The sequence below is a fragment of the Spiroplasma sp. DGKH1 genome, from assembly GCF_040940205.1.
In the GTDB taxonomy this organism is placed as follows: Bacteria; Bacillota_I; Bacilli_A; order Mycoplasmatales; family Mycoplasmataceae; genus Spiroplasma.
In genome coordinates this window covers 39393-56780 of sequence record NZ_JASTWG010000005.1, presented here as the reverse complement: position 1 = coordinate 56780, position 17388 = coordinate 39393, and the positions used below count along the sequence as shown (strand labels likewise).

Here is a 17388-nt window from a genome sequence, read left to right as displayed (position 1 = left end):
CCTATTCACTTTTTAATTCGGTTGTAATTTGTTCCAATTCTTTTTTAATATCAAGACGGTTAAATAAAATATCTTTTTTACTGATTACTTTGTCATAAATAATGTTTTGGTTAGTTAAATCAGCAAATGATAAATCTTGTAAATTAATACTAAAATGATCAGCAATTTTTTGACTACTATCAATTAAAACTGGTTGTAATAAGACTGCTGCTACTACAATTGCATATGATAACCCCGCTAAAATTTCATGCAACTTATCCATTGCATTATCTTTTGCTAATTCTCATGGTTTATTATCTTCAATATATTTATTGGCATACTGACATAAACCTAACACTTCGGTTAGTGCTTTGGAAATTTGATACTTATTCATCGCCAAATGATAATTATCAATTGTTTCTTTAACCTTAGCTATTAAAACATTGTGGAATTCACCTGTGGCCCTTAGTTGACCATTAAAATATTTTGTTACCATGTTAGTAACTCGCGAGACTAAGTTTCCAATATTATTAACTAAATTAGTATTATAAGATTCTAAATACATTTCATAAGAAAACTTTCCGTCGTGATCGGTTGGAATTTCATAACATAAATAAAAGCGTAAAGCATCACGGCCATATTTTTTAATTAAGTATAACGGATTAACGACATTTCCGATTGATTTACTCATTTTTGTATCCTTAAATAAAATTCAACCGTGCGAAAGTAACTTATTGGGCTGACGTAATCCTAAACTTTCTAACATACTTGGTCAATAAATCATATGAAAACGAGCAATTTCTTTTCCTAATAATTGCACAATTTCAACATCAGGATTATTTCAAAATTTCTGGAATAATGTTTCATCATCTGACAAATATCCTAACGCGGTAATATAGTTTGATAAGGCATCAATTCAAACATAAATAATATGGCGGGGATTTTCTAATGTTTTAATTCCCCACGTAAAACTAGTACGAGTTACTGATAAATCAGTTAACCCTGGTAAAATAAAATTATTTAACATTTCATTTTTACTACTTACTGGTTCAATAAAATCTGGATGGTTATTATAATAATCAATTAAAAATTTGCTATATTTTGAGACACGAAAGAAATAGGTTTCTTCTTTAACAATTTTTAAAACATTATTACAAATTAAACAGGTTAGATTTTCTTTGTCAATTTGTGATTCAGTCACAAATTCTTCACAACTAACACAATATAACCCTTCGTATTCACCCGCATAAATATCACCATTATTATATAACTTACTAAAAATCTTCTGGACCGCAGTTTCGTGTTGCGGGTCAGTTGTGCGGATAAATTTATCATAGTCAATGCCTAATTCTTGTCATAGCAATTTAAAATTATCAACAATTTTAGTAGTAAATTCTAGAGGGCTAATGTTGGCCTCCTTGGCTTTTTTTTCAATTTTTTCCCCATGTTCATCACTACCCGTTAAAAAAAATGTTTCGTAATTATCTAATTTTTTATAGCGTTTTAAAACATCTGCTAAAGTAGTAGTGTACGCATGCCCAATATGTAATTCCGCACTTGGGTAATAAATTGGGGTAGTAACATAAAATCGTTTATTGTGATCCGCACTCATTAAGACTCGCTCCTTTGTTTAATAAAACTTATTTACTTAAATTATATCGTAAAGTAAATAAATCTGTTTTACTAATCTTATTCCTAGACATATTTTAAACTAAAATTATAAAAAATAAAAAAAGAATTTTATTCTAATCAATAAATTCTTTTTTATATTGCCTTGTTTATTAAGTTTCTGTTAATAAGATAAGATCCTTCATTATATTAATAACCAAAAGTATTAATATCTAAACAAACTTAAACAAACCTTTTTAATATTCCATTTTTACGTAAATATGTTTCCTTTGATAGTTTTCTAATTTATTTTTTTCCACACAAACATTATTTCACTTTTCCAATAATTTTTAAGAATAAATAAACCTTTTAAATCGCTTAAAAAAATATTAATAAATTAATATTACTAAAATATTAAATTGTTATTAATTATTTTTTATGTGCTCTTTTTAATCAGTTTAATCATTCTCAGATATATTATACCCATAATTACCAAAATTAGGCAAAAAAGTGTTTCTCAATTTTAAACAAAAAAAATGGATAAGATTATTAATGTTAAATTATAATTTTCTAATTTATGAAATTACTTTTTTTTCATAAAATATTAACATATTATATTAATAGGGAAAGTAAATCCGCCCAACATATTTTCTTTCCCATTGATTATCAACTTAATATAAATCTCCATTAATAATCTTTTACCAATGGAATTATATTAACTTCTCAACTCTCAAAATAAATAATAATAAAATAAGTTATGGTTTTCAAACCATAACTTATTTTTTGTTTATTCTAATCCATTTGGGAATTTTAAATATCCATAGGTTGTTAAACCAATAAATACTAATCCAAAAATTGGAGTTAATATAATTAGGAAAACAGCTCCTATTCGGGTTTGATAAAATGCTCTAGTAAAATCAGGCTTATAATAGTCATTAACTGTTGCTGTTTCTTTCCGAGTAACCTTGTCAGCACTTTTATCATAACTTCCTAAATTATTAGTAATTCATGTTTGCGAGTTAGTCGTAAAAGGTGATAATGCAGCATTATTTGCTTTAATAATGTTATCAATTTGGGTATTTAAAAATCATACTTTGTTGTTAACAATATAAGTTCCTAAAGATGCTGTAACAGGAATATTGGTTGGGATAAATCCTGTGGCATCCGTTGTTCCTCCAATAATATTAGCATCGTAGTTATTTTGGTCAAGGATTATTTGTTGATGACTTGCATCTTGGTAAGTTGCACTATCCTTATAATTAGTTTTCAATAAATCACCAAGAGCATGATGACTAAACCATTGAATTCCTGAATGTGTATAACCATAATTATGAAATTTTTTAGCAACACTAATATCAAATTGTACTAGTTCATGTGAAAACTCATTTAAATCAATGTCTTTTTTATCAGTCCCAAAATAAGCTCCTCAGCGACTATCAAAAGAATCATCAGCATATTTTAAATATTCATCTTTAATACCACTATTAATTTCTTGGGTTGTTAAAGTTGAAATTGCATCACTTTCATAGGCACTTTTTAAGGTATCTTTTGCGATCCCAAAAACAGCTCCTTTTGAATCTAACACCACTTTCCCTTTTGGTAAATAATGATCAATTGATCGTTCAACACTATTAATAAACTTTTGTGATTCCATTCCCATTCCAAAGGCACTTAATCCGATTCCTAAACCTAACATTAGAATAAACATCAATAGGGTAACCCCCATTAAAAGGTGCTTAAATTTACTCTTTATAAATGTCATAAAGTACTCCTCTTAGTTCTATTTTTAGTTTTTTTCATTAAATTAAAATTGTTTTAATTAATTAGACAAGTAAAAGGAATTTCTGTCCTAATTAAAAGATAATTATATAACGATATAATTATCTGCTTAATTTTACCAAAAAATTAATTAAATTAAATATCTTGTGGTAATTATTCATCATTAACTGTAGCTAATAATTGAACATTCATTGCTAAGATTTTTTTCGAAGAAATTATAAAAGTAATCGCAAACATAAACATTACAATTACAAACACAATTGGAATAATATAATAACTCATTGTGAAAGGAATTACTAACCCCACATTTAATAAAACAGCACTAACTGCTTCTTTAACAATAACTCATAATAATCCAAATCCTAATCCCCAACCAATTAGCACAAATGGAATAAACATTCCTAAAATCATACTGTTAATTTCTCGCACCGCATAACCTTGAATCCGGAGAGTGGCAATAAATTTGGTGTACTTCGCTAAAAAGGCATCTGTCATTAAGAAAATAATAATTATAGCGGTAATAATTGTTAATACAATAAATAAGGTGGCAATTTCAATAGTAATTGAAGTTAATTTTATTAAAATTTGTTGCTTCATCCCCACATAATCAGCATTCGTGATTGCCGGGGCAAAGTTATCTTTAAAGTTCAACATTGAATAATTTCCATTCGTTGAATTTAAAATATAACGCTCAGTTTGATCAACTGGGTTTTCATTTGCGGAATATTTTCCGTTAAACCAATATGGTTGATTATTAGTATTAACATCCGTTGGATAACCTAACACCTGATTAGCATATTGCTGGTCTAAAAAAATCCGGGGGTGATCATAAGTATTTTGGATGCCAACAACTTGATACTGATAATCTGACAAGTTATATGTTGGAATTTTATCTAAACTAGTAGATTTTAACAACCCTAATGTCATTGCACTGTTATACCATGTTGTTGGGAACCCCGAAGATACTAAATCTCCTAAACTATTTAAACTATGATCAAACCCTAAGTCATAGACCCTAATTAGATAAGAATCACCAACACTTGTTACAATCCCATTTTCAGCACAATCGCCAGTCTCATTACAAAAGAGATGGGTCTCTGTTTGACCAGTATTACTATTAATTTTAATTGGCGTTTTATTTCAAAAACTAACATCAATTGAATCCTTTGGAATTTTTAACATAATATCTTTCATTTGATGATAAGGAATAATGTTTGGATGGTCTGTAGTTCCAATATTATAACCCCAGACTTGTTGACTATTGTCATTTTGGGGTGAATAAGTAAATTTACTTAAATCCATCTGATAAATTTGTTGGTTCCCCATGGCATCATCAGTTTTAAAATATCACCACTCTGGTTTAATATCATACATTTTATTATCTTTTCCTAAGTATTGCAAAGCATTACTCATTGTTCCAAAATTAATTTTATCCCCCACGCCAAGACCGTAAGTTTTAACAGCAGCTTGGTTAATTAAAACCGGAATTGTTTTACTATGAGGATCATATTTAAAAATATCATCATTATTCAGATTCATTTTGTTATGGTCACCTTTTGTATACCCATAACTATTAATTAAAATATTACGATCTTGAACATCGCTCCCATTAATATTCATTAGTTTTGCTTGATAACCGGTATATAATTCATCATGTTGGCGGTCAAATGGTAACGAACCAAAACCAAATGAAAAACGGTTTTTAACGGTACTATCCCGTGATCACATTTCTTTAATTTCCGAAGGTAAAATTGTGTTAGTTGCTTTTTCAACACAATAAGTTCATTTTTGTAAATAACTACCACTTGGAACATTATCAATTGCTTCTTGGCCAAAGATTTGGGGTAACATATTGCAGACAATTGTTTGTAATAAATTAGCAACATCATCTTGTTTAGCCACTGGTGCTTGTTTAACAATATAGTCCAGCATTGCTAGCGAAATGTTAGTTCCCTTTAATTGGGCAATGTTATACAATAACATATTTGTCACATATTCACTATAATATTGTTGAAACTCCGGATCATTCACACCTTGCCAAGAATCCCCACTACTATTTCGCACATACTGGGCAAAAGCCATATCTTCGCCAATCGGATCAGGAGTAGGATTATTTTCATCAAAATCTGGTAAGGGTGAGGTCATGTTATAAAGGGCATAACGAGATAGTGGGTTATTATATTGAACATTATTTAGATTATATTCTGTTTTATATTTAATATTTTTATAATATTCCTGGGAAATATTATTAATTGTTGTCGGAATTAGTAATGATAAGGTCAAAATAGCTGTTGCAACAATAAATGTTAACATAAATAACATAATATTTTTTAAGGATACAGAAATTAAAATTAACCGAAATTTATTAGTAAACCGCTTAAATTTAATCCGACTAACTAATCTACTCAAATACAGGTTTGGTTTAATATTTTGGTTAGCATTTACTAATAAAAGGACGTTTTTTCCTAACATTGTATAACAAGTCAAGAAAACAATTAACCCAATTAAGATAATAAATAATAAGAAAAAGTATAACAGAGGAAACGCATTAGCACTAAATTTAATTGGAATAATAAAATAATTGTTAAAGATATCCATAATTGGGATTTGCAATGCTAAGCCCAAGGCTCATCCGATCGGAATACTAATAATAATTGGGATTAATAAATATAATAAATAGGCAGCCGAAATTTCAAAAGTAGTATACCCATTGGCTTTTAAAATCCCGATTTGGGTTTTTTGTTTTTCAATTATTTTTTTCAATAAGACAAAACTAACAAAACTAATTACTAATAAGAATAGAATAACACAAACAACAGCAATCACTAAGTATAACTTAATTGTGGAATTTAATAAAGTATAACGACGGTTAACATTTGTATTATCAGCATAGGTTTTAAAAATTGAATTATTATGAAGGTTATCATCAGTATTATTATTAATAGCGGTGGTAACATTTCTTAAATTATTAACATTATCCGCTAGATATTTTTTAAAATTAAGAAAATCGGAATCCTTATTTTTAATATCACCAGTGTGCGTTAATAATCCCCGGGAAACATCCTGAAATTCACCATCCAAATAACCAGTGCTATTATTTTCCCCAAATAATTCTTGAAACATTGGATGGGAAATATATAAAATTGCTTGGGAAGCAGTCGAAGGTATCACATCATCATCATAGATTGTTGGATAAATATCTTGGGTATCCCCCCCATAAGCACCAATATATAATTCCTGACTTTGCCCAACACTAATCTTTGAATCAAACGGTAGATCATTAGCCTTAGCATATTGGGGTGACACAATTGCTGTATCACGCATTCCTTTTAGACTATCCCAATAATTTGACTGCTGAATAATCTTCATCTGATCAGGATCATCATAAATAGGAATAAATTTTCCTTCACTATCAATAATTGATGACCATGCCGCAATAAAACGATACTTCTTCCCCGTTGCTGATCACACCACCGCTTGGTTTCTTGTTGCAATTTCAAAATTTGTTAAAAATCCAATTAAGTTATAATATAAGTTAAAGAAATTTTGGTTTTTATAACCACGAAATGGGGCAAATGTATCAAAGAAATCATAAGTATCTAAATTACGAACACGAAATGATCCTTTTTCTAAAATTGCTTGGTTTGATTTGATAATTTCTGGATTTTGGCTATTAGCATAATAAAATTCAAAATTAGATGGCTTTTGGACTGTTTTATTAATAGTATGCACAATAACACCAATATTTCCTCGTAATCCTCATTTTTCTGAACTACTATTATAAGTTAAAACATCATTTCTGATTTCTTTATTTGTTGATTTATCATATGCTATTGTTGGAATATTTTGGGTATCATTTAAAATATTTTTAACTTCCCAACTATCAGTTGGCTTAACAAAAGCGGTGGGGTTTGCGGGATCTCAAGTGGAACCATTAATAAATTTATTGGCAAACTCAGCGGCTTGGTTAAGATCTCAACCAGCAGTTTGATAGTTTTGATTAATAAAATCAATAATTGTTAATTTTAAATTTGTTGTAATTTGGGAATTATTAATCATATCCATATAATTTGAAATTAAAGTAAGTGCTTTAGTTTTTTGCGCACTAGATGGTTTGCCCCAAATATCACGTTGGTAAATTTGTCCAATTGTTGAATTTAAAAAACTTGTACTTTTAAAATTAAAACGGTATAAACTACCAAAAACACCATTTTCAGGATCTTTTTTATCCCACTGTAAATCTAAATCGCTTACTAATGTAGTAGGAGTTTTCCCTGGTGTAAAATTAGTTGCTACTAAGTTAATTGGTAACAAGGCAGCGTCAGCTTTTCCAATTGTTAAAGTTGGAAAATCAAGTTCGGCTACCCCATCACCTGTTGATGCATAGTCTGCATCAAAAGTATATCATGGTGATATCGTTTGCACATTATTAGCATCATAACCTGAAGCAATATAATTAAAGGAGTAATCATAATGAAAATTACCATAGCCCATATAATTATTACCATCAATTAGTCTACTAGAAGTTACATAAAATGTTGTTCCTAATAATGAAGATAATAAAATTAAAATTGTAAAAACAATCATTTGGGCCTTATTTTTAAAAGCAGATATAATACACTGTTTAATCAATAACATTTATAAAAACTCCTTTTTTTCATTTATTATAATTCATTGGCTAAAATACCAATAATAATTTAAAGTAATCTTATCATTACTTTAAATTATTACTGACATTTTAAATACTTAAATATTTAAATTAGTCAGTAATTCTGAAAAATTCTAATATATATTAATACATATTATAGAATTGTTCTACTTTACCATTTGCTAAATCAAAGTTATCAATAGCAACAATTACCCAATAAGGATTATCAGGACTGTTTGAAACATTTTTTCATGTTACATTATAACGGTGATGAACTTGTTGGTAATCTTGAAAATTACCTAACCCATCATAGTTCATATATTCTTCATCAGTCCCATCAACTAATGGTTTTGCATCTGTTCCTTGTTGATATGGATTAAAGTGTTGGTCAATTTTTTCTTGACCTTTTTTATATAATTTAGCAGTTGGATCTCCCATTCCGTTATATTCCATTGTATAACTCATTGTTGAGTCAATAGCCTTACTATCTCCTTTTATTTTTACATTCGAAATATCTCAGTTGTCATCTCCAATTGCATTAATTAAGAAATTATCATGCACTGGTTTCATATCATCAACAACCATAGTTTGAAATGGGGCATCAGGATTATAGAAAATTTTGGCCATTGTATCATATGCTTTAGATGAAGGATTAGTAAAAGAATCTGATAATACTTTAAAAACTGAACCCGGTCTAAATTTTCCATTCTCATTTCCCAATTGTTTTGCCATATATACCTTATCAACATTATTTAAATCACCATAATTTTTATTTTTATATTTTTCTCCTAATTCTAAAATTGTTGATTTGTTATTTTCAAAAGTTTCAGCTGTTGTTCCTAACGCTGATAATAAATCTAAAATATTTAATTTCGAAACAAAGTCTTTATTGAATAAATTATTAGTTAAACTTTTTGATAGACTATTAATTGAACCACCAAGTTTGTCAACTAAATATCCGTGAGTTTTTCCACCATCATTATAACCAACAAAATCCATTTTAAACATTTCTTTTTGTTTATCATTTCATTTTTTTGCAATATTTCCAAATTCAGAAATTAACTCACTCATTTTTCCAAAAATATCATATTCCCCTGACAAAAAGGCTGGTAAAGTAACATTATCTTTAGGCATTGTCATTTCTAATTCAAGACTTAAAAAACCAATAATTTTATCAACTGATTTTTTAAATAAATCTAAATAATCTTTTACTATTTTTTGAAAATTAACATCATCTAATCCTAAACCTTTATATTTTTCTTTATCTGTAGTCCCCATTTGTTGCAATGCATAACCAACTGCTTGGGCAAATAATAAAAATAAATTAAATCCTTTGTGATTATATAAATTATTTACAATTGGGAACATTTGACTCATTAATGCTGTTCCAACAGATGAACCCATTTGCGATTCTGTAAAATTTTTAACCAATGACACATACTGACTCACAGTAGAAGCAATGTTCAATTCTCCCCCCCGTTCAGTTATAAATGATTGTAAAGAACCAAAATATTGTTTATTATTAGGTAGTTTATTTTCATCCGTTGTGGCATCTAATAGTTTCACTCCATAGTGTTCTTTATCCTGCACTAATTTTAAACCTGCAGGATTTAATTTACCATTAACATTATCTTTAATCTTACCATTTAAATTTGGTTGCGGATTAAATAAGTGGCTATCATAAAACAAATATCCATCATAATTTGTTGGAGCTTTTGCCGAAGAAGCAGGACCACGGCTAGCAGCAGTTCCACCTGGGTTTCCTCCTTGATATCCTTTTGTCAAGAAATAATTTGTTAACGCGCCAGTGTCTTGAATTCCTCATGCTAAATTACGACGAGTAATTTCATCACTTAATATTAAATTTTTTCCTGCATTATAACCTGCAGGATTAGAAGTATCATTGCTATCTTCTGCATCAGTAAAATCATTAAAACGTTTATTTTTAAAGAAATCTTGGTAAAACTTATCACCATACATACCCATGACATAACTAGCATAAGTTGCCCCATAGCCATTATAACCTGTTGAGACTGACCCGATTGGCGACATATTATTTAAAAATCCATTAACATATTTCCCTAAATCTACTGAATAATTTTGATCTTTTTTAGTCCCATGTTGACCGTTACCCTTAACACTATAAGAAAATGGAATCCATTCAGCAATTGAGACTGGTGAAAGATACATTGATAAAATTTCGTTGATATTATAGTTTAAATTTTCATGGCGACCTAATAAAATTAATTTTGTAATAAAATCAGTATTGGTAACCATTTTACGAATTTGATAAGGTAACTCATTTAGTTCTTTATCACCAAATGGTCCCTCTTCAAATACTTCAGGATCATAAAAATTATCTCCTGATGTTTTAGCTTTACAGCTAACAATTGATGTTATTGGAGCACTGACTAAAGTAGCAGCTCCTAGTACACTTAATAACTTTCTCATAATTAATATACATTCCCTTCAAAATTTTAATAATTTTTTATAAACATCATAAATTGTTTAAATTAGTAAATAAGTAAAAAAATAAGCACAATAAAATAAACCTCATATCTCAATCAGGATATACAAAAGATTATTTAATTGTTATTCATTGCATTCCTGTTTTCAACCATTAATTACAATAAACTTATCTTTAATAGTTTTGTTGTTTAAAATATTATGAACTAAGAAGAAATGACTAGGGAAAGTTGTTATTAAGTTATCATTATTTTCTAAGTTATTTTCTTCATCGCGCATACTAATAAAATTATTTAAAAAGAAAATAATTAAGTTATGCAAATTATTTAAAATCAGTTCAAAAACAATAACGATACTAATAATGTGTTTTAAAATAGCTCATGTTAAATAATTACTATCAATTTTTGGATGGTTAAAATAACTTAGTTGGTTAAATTTGTTTAATAGCGGTAAAATAAAAAATTTATTAAATAGTTTCTTTGAAGATTTTAAGCGATAATCAGAAACACCTACTACTACAACAAACCACAGACTTAAAATTAATAAGTTAGTTAAAACATATAAATTATCACCAATTTGACTATTAATTAATAAGATAAAGTTAAAAAATACATAACCAATTCCTAAATACAAAATTATAAAATTGATATTATTAACAAGCTTTCAAATCTTTTTATTAACAAACAGCGAAATTACGGTTGAAATCAATTGGAGGAACAATACTCCTTCTAGAATTAAAGCAAACCGAATTGGTAAAACTCAAAAATTACTAAAATTAATTTTAATGGATAAAATTCCTCAGGCAATTAACTGAATCATTAAAATAAAAATTTGAATAATAATACTATTATAACGTTGTAAAAAAGTCATTTTAAAAACATAAGATACTAATTTAAAAGCAATAAACGATCCAATAATTCATAGCGCAAAAACTAAAATTAATTTTTCATGTTGAAAAAGACTATTTATTCTAAAAATGCCAGCATTTTGTGCTATTAAATCCATTTTTAACTTCCTCACTTTTAACAATATGTTTTTGTTCGCTTAAATACTTATTTCATTATTATTTTATATACTTTTTTTATTTATAGCAATTCTTTTTACAACAATTTTGTTTCTTAAAGATAATAAAAAAACTAATCTTTATTAATTACAATAAAGATTAGTTAAAACTTAAGACATCTTTTAATAGATATTATAGAATTGTTCTGGTTTACCACTCGCTAAATCAAAGTTATTAATACCAACAATTACCCAATAAGGGTTATCGGGACTATCCGAAATATTTTTTCAGGTTACTTCATAACGATGATGAACTTTTTGATAATCTTGGAAGTTACCTAATCCATCATATTTAATGTAATCTTCATTACTCCCGGCGACTAATGGTTTCGCAGTTGATCCTTGTTGATAAGGGTTAAAATCATCACCAATTTTAGGTTGTGCTTTTTTATATAATGAAACTGTTGGATCACCTAAACCAGTGTAGTCCATTGTATAACTCATTGTTGAGCCAATCGCACTACTGTCACCCTTAACTTTGACATTTGAAATATTTCAATTATCGTTAGCAATGGCATTGACTAAGAATTTATCATGCACATCTTTCATTTGATCCCCCACCATTGTTTGAAAGGGCGCATTAGAATTATAAAAGATTTTCGCCATTGCATCATAGGCATCTGCTTGGGGATTAGTAAATGAATCTGATAATACTTTAAAAAGCGATCCTGGTTGATATTTCCCATTATCATTTCCAAGTTGACTAGCAATATACATGCGGTCAGTATTGCTTAATTGCCCATATTGTTGACCATCAAATTTTTTCCCTAAAGCTAAAATTTGGTCTTTACTATCACTAAGCGCTTTGGCTGTTGTTCCTAATCCCGAAAGTAATTTTAAAACATTCAAGGATGCTACAAAGTCTTTATTAAAGAATGAACTAGCTAAGGTTGGTTGAACTAAAGAAATTAAATTATAAAATTTAGTAGCTAAAAAGCCTTTTGGTGTGCCATTTTCTTGATAGCCAATTAAATCTAAACTAAATTTATCTTGTTGTGTTTGGTTTCAACCTTGGGAAATTGTTTTTAATTGGTTAATAAGAAGATTTAATTTCCCAAAAACATCCGCATTATTATCCATAAACTTTGGAATTGTAATTCCAACTGATGGACTTAATAATTGGGTTACTCAACTTGTACTATCATTATAACTTCCCATCATTTTTGTCCCGGCTGTTTTCATTGCATCAAGATAATTTTGCACAGTTGTTTGAAAACTACTATCACTTAGGCCCAAATCTTTATATTGAGGATATTTATTAATATCGCCCATTTCTTTTAAGACTTCACCAACAGCAGCGGCAAACATTCCAAATAGTAAGAACCCTTCATGAGATTGGGTATTTTCAACCATCGGAAACATTTGACTAATTAAAGTAGTACCATAAGTAGCTCCAGTTACAGACTCTGTAAAGTTTTTAACTAATGAAAGGTATTGGTTAATCTTTGAAGCACGGTTTAGTGATCCACCTTGTTGAGTAATAAATGATTGCATAGAACCAAAATATGGTTGGTTTTCTGGCAGGACATAATTCCCACTCAGATCAGTTAAAGTGACACCATAGTTTTTGCTATCTTGGGCAACTTTTAAATTTTGTGGTTTTAAAATATCATTAATTTTTTGACCATCACCAATTGTTGCTGAATTTTTATCTGGATTAAAGAGATGACTATTGTAAAATAAATAACCATCATAATTGGTAGTTCCTTTTGGTGCAGAACTTGGTCCAGGTGATGCCCCAATTCCCTGGGGATTTCCTCCGTGAAAACCATTATTTAATAAATAGTTTGTTAAAGCACCAGTATCTTGAATTCCTCAAGCCAAGTTCCGACGATTAATGTCATCACTTAATTGTAAACCAGCTCCAGCATTATAACCAAGTGGTTTTGTAACATCACCATTCTTATCAGAAAAATCACTAAACATTTTATTTTTAATAAAATTACGGTAAAAATCATCACCATACATTCCCATGACATAACTAGCATAGGTTCCCCCATAGCCATTGTAACTAGCATCAATTGCTCGTAAGTTAGTCATGTTATCTAAAAATCCATTAATATATTTTCCTAAATCAATAGCATACTGTTTCCCTTTAACCGTACCATGGGTTCCATCACCAGTAACACTATAAGAAAATGGTAATCATTGGGCTGTTGAGACGGGGGTAATATACATTGATAAAATTTCGTTGATATTATAATTTAAATTTTCATGGCGGCCTAATAATATCAGTTTGGTAATAAAATCAGTATTGGTAACCATTCTTCTAATTTGGACTGGTAAGTTATTTAATTCATTATCCTCAAAAGGATCATTATTATTTGTTGAATTTGCTTTTGGCTTACAACTAATAATTGTTGTTACCGGAGTACTTGCTAAGCTTAATACTCCTAATGCACTTAATAATTTTCGCATTTTATCGACTCCTATCTTTTTGAATTATGTTGTCAAAATAGTTAATAATAACTACACCTAATTATTCTAAAACTTCCTGTTTTCAACCATTAATAATTACAAACTGTTCTTTAATTGTTTTATTATTTAAGATATTTTTTAATAATAAAAATTGGCGTAAAAATCATTGTTCAAAATTTATTGTAGCTTTGTTATGGTGTTCGCCATTTTTTTGATAGTGCGCATTAAAGTGAGCAATTAAAAAATTAATAAACTGGTAAAGATTATTTAAAATTATTTTAAAAACTACAAATAACTTAATAATTTGAATTAAAACAAGTCAAGAAATATACTGAAAATTAAATTTATGATGATGATACGAAGTAATCATTTTTGCATTTTTAACTAATGGTAAGATTAAAAATTTAATTAATAATCCTTTGGAATATTGAAAACGATAATCAATAATTTGGATAATTATAAATGCCCAGATTAAGAACACCATTAAGTTTAGTCCCGTTACTAATGGACGGTCTAATTGTCCGCCGACTAAAATAATAAATTTAAAGAACAGGTAAATAACGCCTAATAATAAAATTACGAAATTAATAATTCGAATTGTTTTTCATAGATTATTATTAGTAACCATCAAACTAAGCATTAAAATTAGTTCACAAAAAGTTATTCCTGTTAAAAGAATAAAGATATTAATTGGTAACGTATTTGCTGGTGAATAGTCAAAGCTAATTGCTAAAAACCCATAGATAAATAACTGTCCTAAAATGGCACTACTACGGGTTAATAATTTATACTGTTGTTTAATATTTTTTAAATTAAAACTATAAAAGATTAACTTTCCACTAATAATAAAAGTTAGTATTCAAATGGTCGATAATAAAAGAACTTGTTCAGAATAAAAAAGATGCTTTAAATCATTTGTAAAAAAAATATAGCCAAGATTATTACTCATTTAATGAGCCCCCTTAGTAAAACACCTTCATAGATTTTTTCATAAGTATATTGTTATTATATCAAAGATTAATTATTTAGTTTTTGCTGGTCAATAATATTTTTAATTTTTAAACTAATATTTCCAAAGGGCAAAACAATAGTATTCTTAATAATTTCCGGATTTTTTAGTTTAAACTTTGTTTTTAGCAATGTTAAATCAACATCATCTAAATTTTTAACGGTTACTTTTAATCTGGTTAAGGTTGCTCTCACTTCTTCAATATTATTAATTGAACCTAAGATACTAATTAAATCATTTACAGAAAACGGAATTTTTGTACTGGGGGTAAATGCCTTACGATAATTAAAAATTTTTTTTCAAAAAATCATCATTAAAATAAATAAAATCATAATTATCATTGCAACAACAATTAAAATAATTTTTAGCGGATCCATCAAATTCCTCTTTTCTTATATTACGCAATGCGCAAATAATGATTTCATTTTTTCTGTCATTGATAAATCATTATCTTCATCATAAACAATATTTAAAGTTTTTTCACTAATTTTAATTTCTAATTCATTGGCACTTAGTTCAAATTCAAAAGTGTCAATAATTAACCGTTTGTCAATTAATTCACCTTCTAACACAATAACTTGGCTATCATCTAAAATTAATGAGGCATTAATAGTAATAAAACGAACATTTGCCACCGGAGCAATTTCTTTCAATTGTCACAGTTTATATTTGTTAGTCGCAATAATTGAACCATTAATAGCACGCATATAACCAGTTGAACCAGTACTTGTGGCAAAAACTAACCCACTACCGCGAAAATATTCGAGTAACTCATCGTTAATAAATATTTTTGTGCGCAAAGTTTTAACATGGTCAACAACTTTAACTTCATTTAAGGCATAGTTAATCTGATTTTTATTATAAGTAACTTCTAGTAATGGTAATTGTTTTAGATGACAGCGATCATTGACAATATCGGCAATTACTTTGGGATAGGTTTCTTTGGTATAGTTTGCATAAAAACCTAACGAACCAGATTTAATAATAACAAAACAAACTTCATCAATAATATCTTGAAATTCATTAACTGCTTTTAGTAATGTCCCATCCCCACCAATCACAAAGACATAATCTGGGTTAATCACATCTTCAACTAAACCATGACTTGTTAATTGTTGGTTAATTTCGTACGCTAAGGCTTGTGATTCTTCATACTCATTAACAATAATTGAAAATTTAAACATTTTAACAACTCCCAGTCTTTATATGTGATTATTATATAACAAAAGTTAAAATAAAAAATATTAGTTATTCACTAATATTTTTAACATCTGTTGGGAACGCTAATTGTTGCTAATTCTTTGTTTCTAAGACATTTGAAACATAATAACGCTCAAATTCATACTGGCGAATTGCTTCTTGAATTTTATTATTTGGTAAGAAAACAAATTTAAAAGTTAAGGTAATAAATTTAAACCCATGTTTTGATTTAAATAATTGTTTCTCCGCTTTTGAAACTTCCTGAAAAGTTTTTGTTTTGCGATCATAATGGTATGATTGGGCAAAATAGAACAACATAATATGTGTCAATGAAATAATTGACAACCCCAAAAAGAACATTGGAATTCATGAGAATGGTCATAAATATTTACCACCCAAATAATTAGTATTTCAAGGCCCAACATTAAAACCACCTTTATTTCATTCTTCACTACCATTTGGGCCAACATATAACATGTTAGTTTGGAAAACACCATCTCAAATTACCGCGACAAATGAAAACATCGTTAGCCATAATAATTGTCAACGTAACATTAACCCACTATAGCGGTGTTCTACTAGACCATATTTATAAACATAAATATAAGCAAAAATAATTAATGAATGTAAGATAAAATAATTATAAAAGAAGAAATTATCTGGTGTTCAATAACCATTAACTGGGGTTATAATTGCTAAGATTGGTAAGATTAATGCTGAAGGTGCACAAATTTCAAAAAAGCGTGCCGAAGGAAAAATTAAAATTAAGCCTGATAAAATTTGGTGAATACTACATAAATGTAATGGCATCATTTCACTTAAACTGCGAACTTGGGAAGGATCCATTGGACCAGTTAACCAGTTGGTATGCAGCACTGTTGCTAAATAAATTGCCATCATAATATAATAAGCAAAATATGAAGCGATTTGATATATTCCAATTGAAATTCGAAACCATTTAAAATTAACAGTCTTTTGATAATATCTTTTAAAAATAAATAAGGAACCAATTAGCAACAAAAAAATTGCAATCCCAATCAACTGGTAAACATAGCTGTGACCTTTTACAAATCACTGTTCACCTCAGGGAACATTTGGCATATAATTACCCGCGGGGTCAAAAAAACCTCATGGTCCTTTGCTTGACGGTATAAAGCGCATTGACATCTCTCCTTATTTATTACTTTTAGTTGATAAGCAATCTTATTTTACTAAAAAA

At 28.4% G+C, this 17388-nt stretch carries 10 protein-coding genes; all 10 read right to left on the bottom strand.

Going from position 1 to position 17388, the window contains the following annotated elements; genetic code table 4:
• Position 1: 1 nt before the first annotated feature.
• On the bottom strand, positions 2–1591 hold the full coding sequence (gene metG / locus QPK10_RS04805; protein WP_368486868.1) for a methionine--tRNA ligase: 1590 nt from the start codon (positions 1589–1591) through the stop codon (positions 2–4).
• Between the two features lie 783 nt (positions 1592–2374).
• Positions 2375–3349 (bottom strand): hypothetical protein, encoded by a 975-nt coding sequence (locus QPK10_RS04800; protein WP_368486867.1) that lies wholly within the window; start codon positions 3347–3349, stop codon positions 2375–2377.
• A gap of 170 nt (positions 3350–3519) precedes the next feature.
• On the bottom strand, positions 3520–8004 hold the full coding sequence (locus QPK10_RS04795) for an FtsX-like permease family protein (RefSeq protein ID WP_368486866.1): 4485 nt from the start codon (positions 8002–8004) through the stop codon (positions 3520–3522).
• A 154-nt stretch (positions 8005–8158) separates the two neighbouring features.
• On the bottom strand, positions 8159–10465 hold the full coding sequence (locus QPK10_RS04790) for a hypothetical protein (RefSeq protein WP_368486865.1): 2307 nt from the start codon (positions 10463–10465) through the stop codon (positions 8159–8161).
• Positions 10466–10606: 141 nt separating this feature from the next.
• Entirely contained in the window at positions 10607–11485 is an 879-nt protein-coding gene (locus QPK10_RS04785) for a hypothetical protein (RefSeq protein ID WP_368486864.1), read from the bottom strand.
• 180 nt (positions 11486–11665) lie between these two features.
• Positions 11666–13960, bottom strand: coding sequence for a hypothetical protein (locus QPK10_RS04780; RefSeq protein ID WP_368486863.1), 2295 nt, complete (start codon positions 13958–13960; stop codon positions 11666–11668).
• A gap of 61 nt (positions 13961–14021) precedes the next feature.
• Entirely contained in the window at positions 14022–14909 is an 888-nt protein-coding gene (locus QPK10_RS04775; RefSeq protein ID WP_368486862.1) for a hypothetical protein, read from the bottom strand.
• 68 nt (positions 14910–14977) lie between these two features.
• Entirely contained in the window at positions 14978–15346 is a 369-nt protein-coding gene (locus tag QPK10_RS04770; RefSeq protein ID WP_368486861.1) for a PTS sugar transporter, read from the bottom strand.
• 15 nt (positions 15347–15361) lie between these two features.
• Positions 15362–16153 (bottom strand): NAD(+)/NADH kinase, encoded by a 792-nt coding sequence (locus QPK10_RS04765; RefSeq protein ID WP_368486860.1) that lies wholly within the window; start codon positions 16151–16153, stop codon positions 15362–15364.
• A gap of 109 nt (positions 16154–16262) precedes the next feature.
• Positions 16263–17330, bottom strand: a complete 1068-nt coding sequence (locus QPK10_RS04760; protein WP_368486859.1) for a hypothetical protein — start codon at positions 17328–17330, stop codon at positions 16263–16265.
• Between the last annotated feature and the right edge of the window lie 58 nt (positions 17331–17388).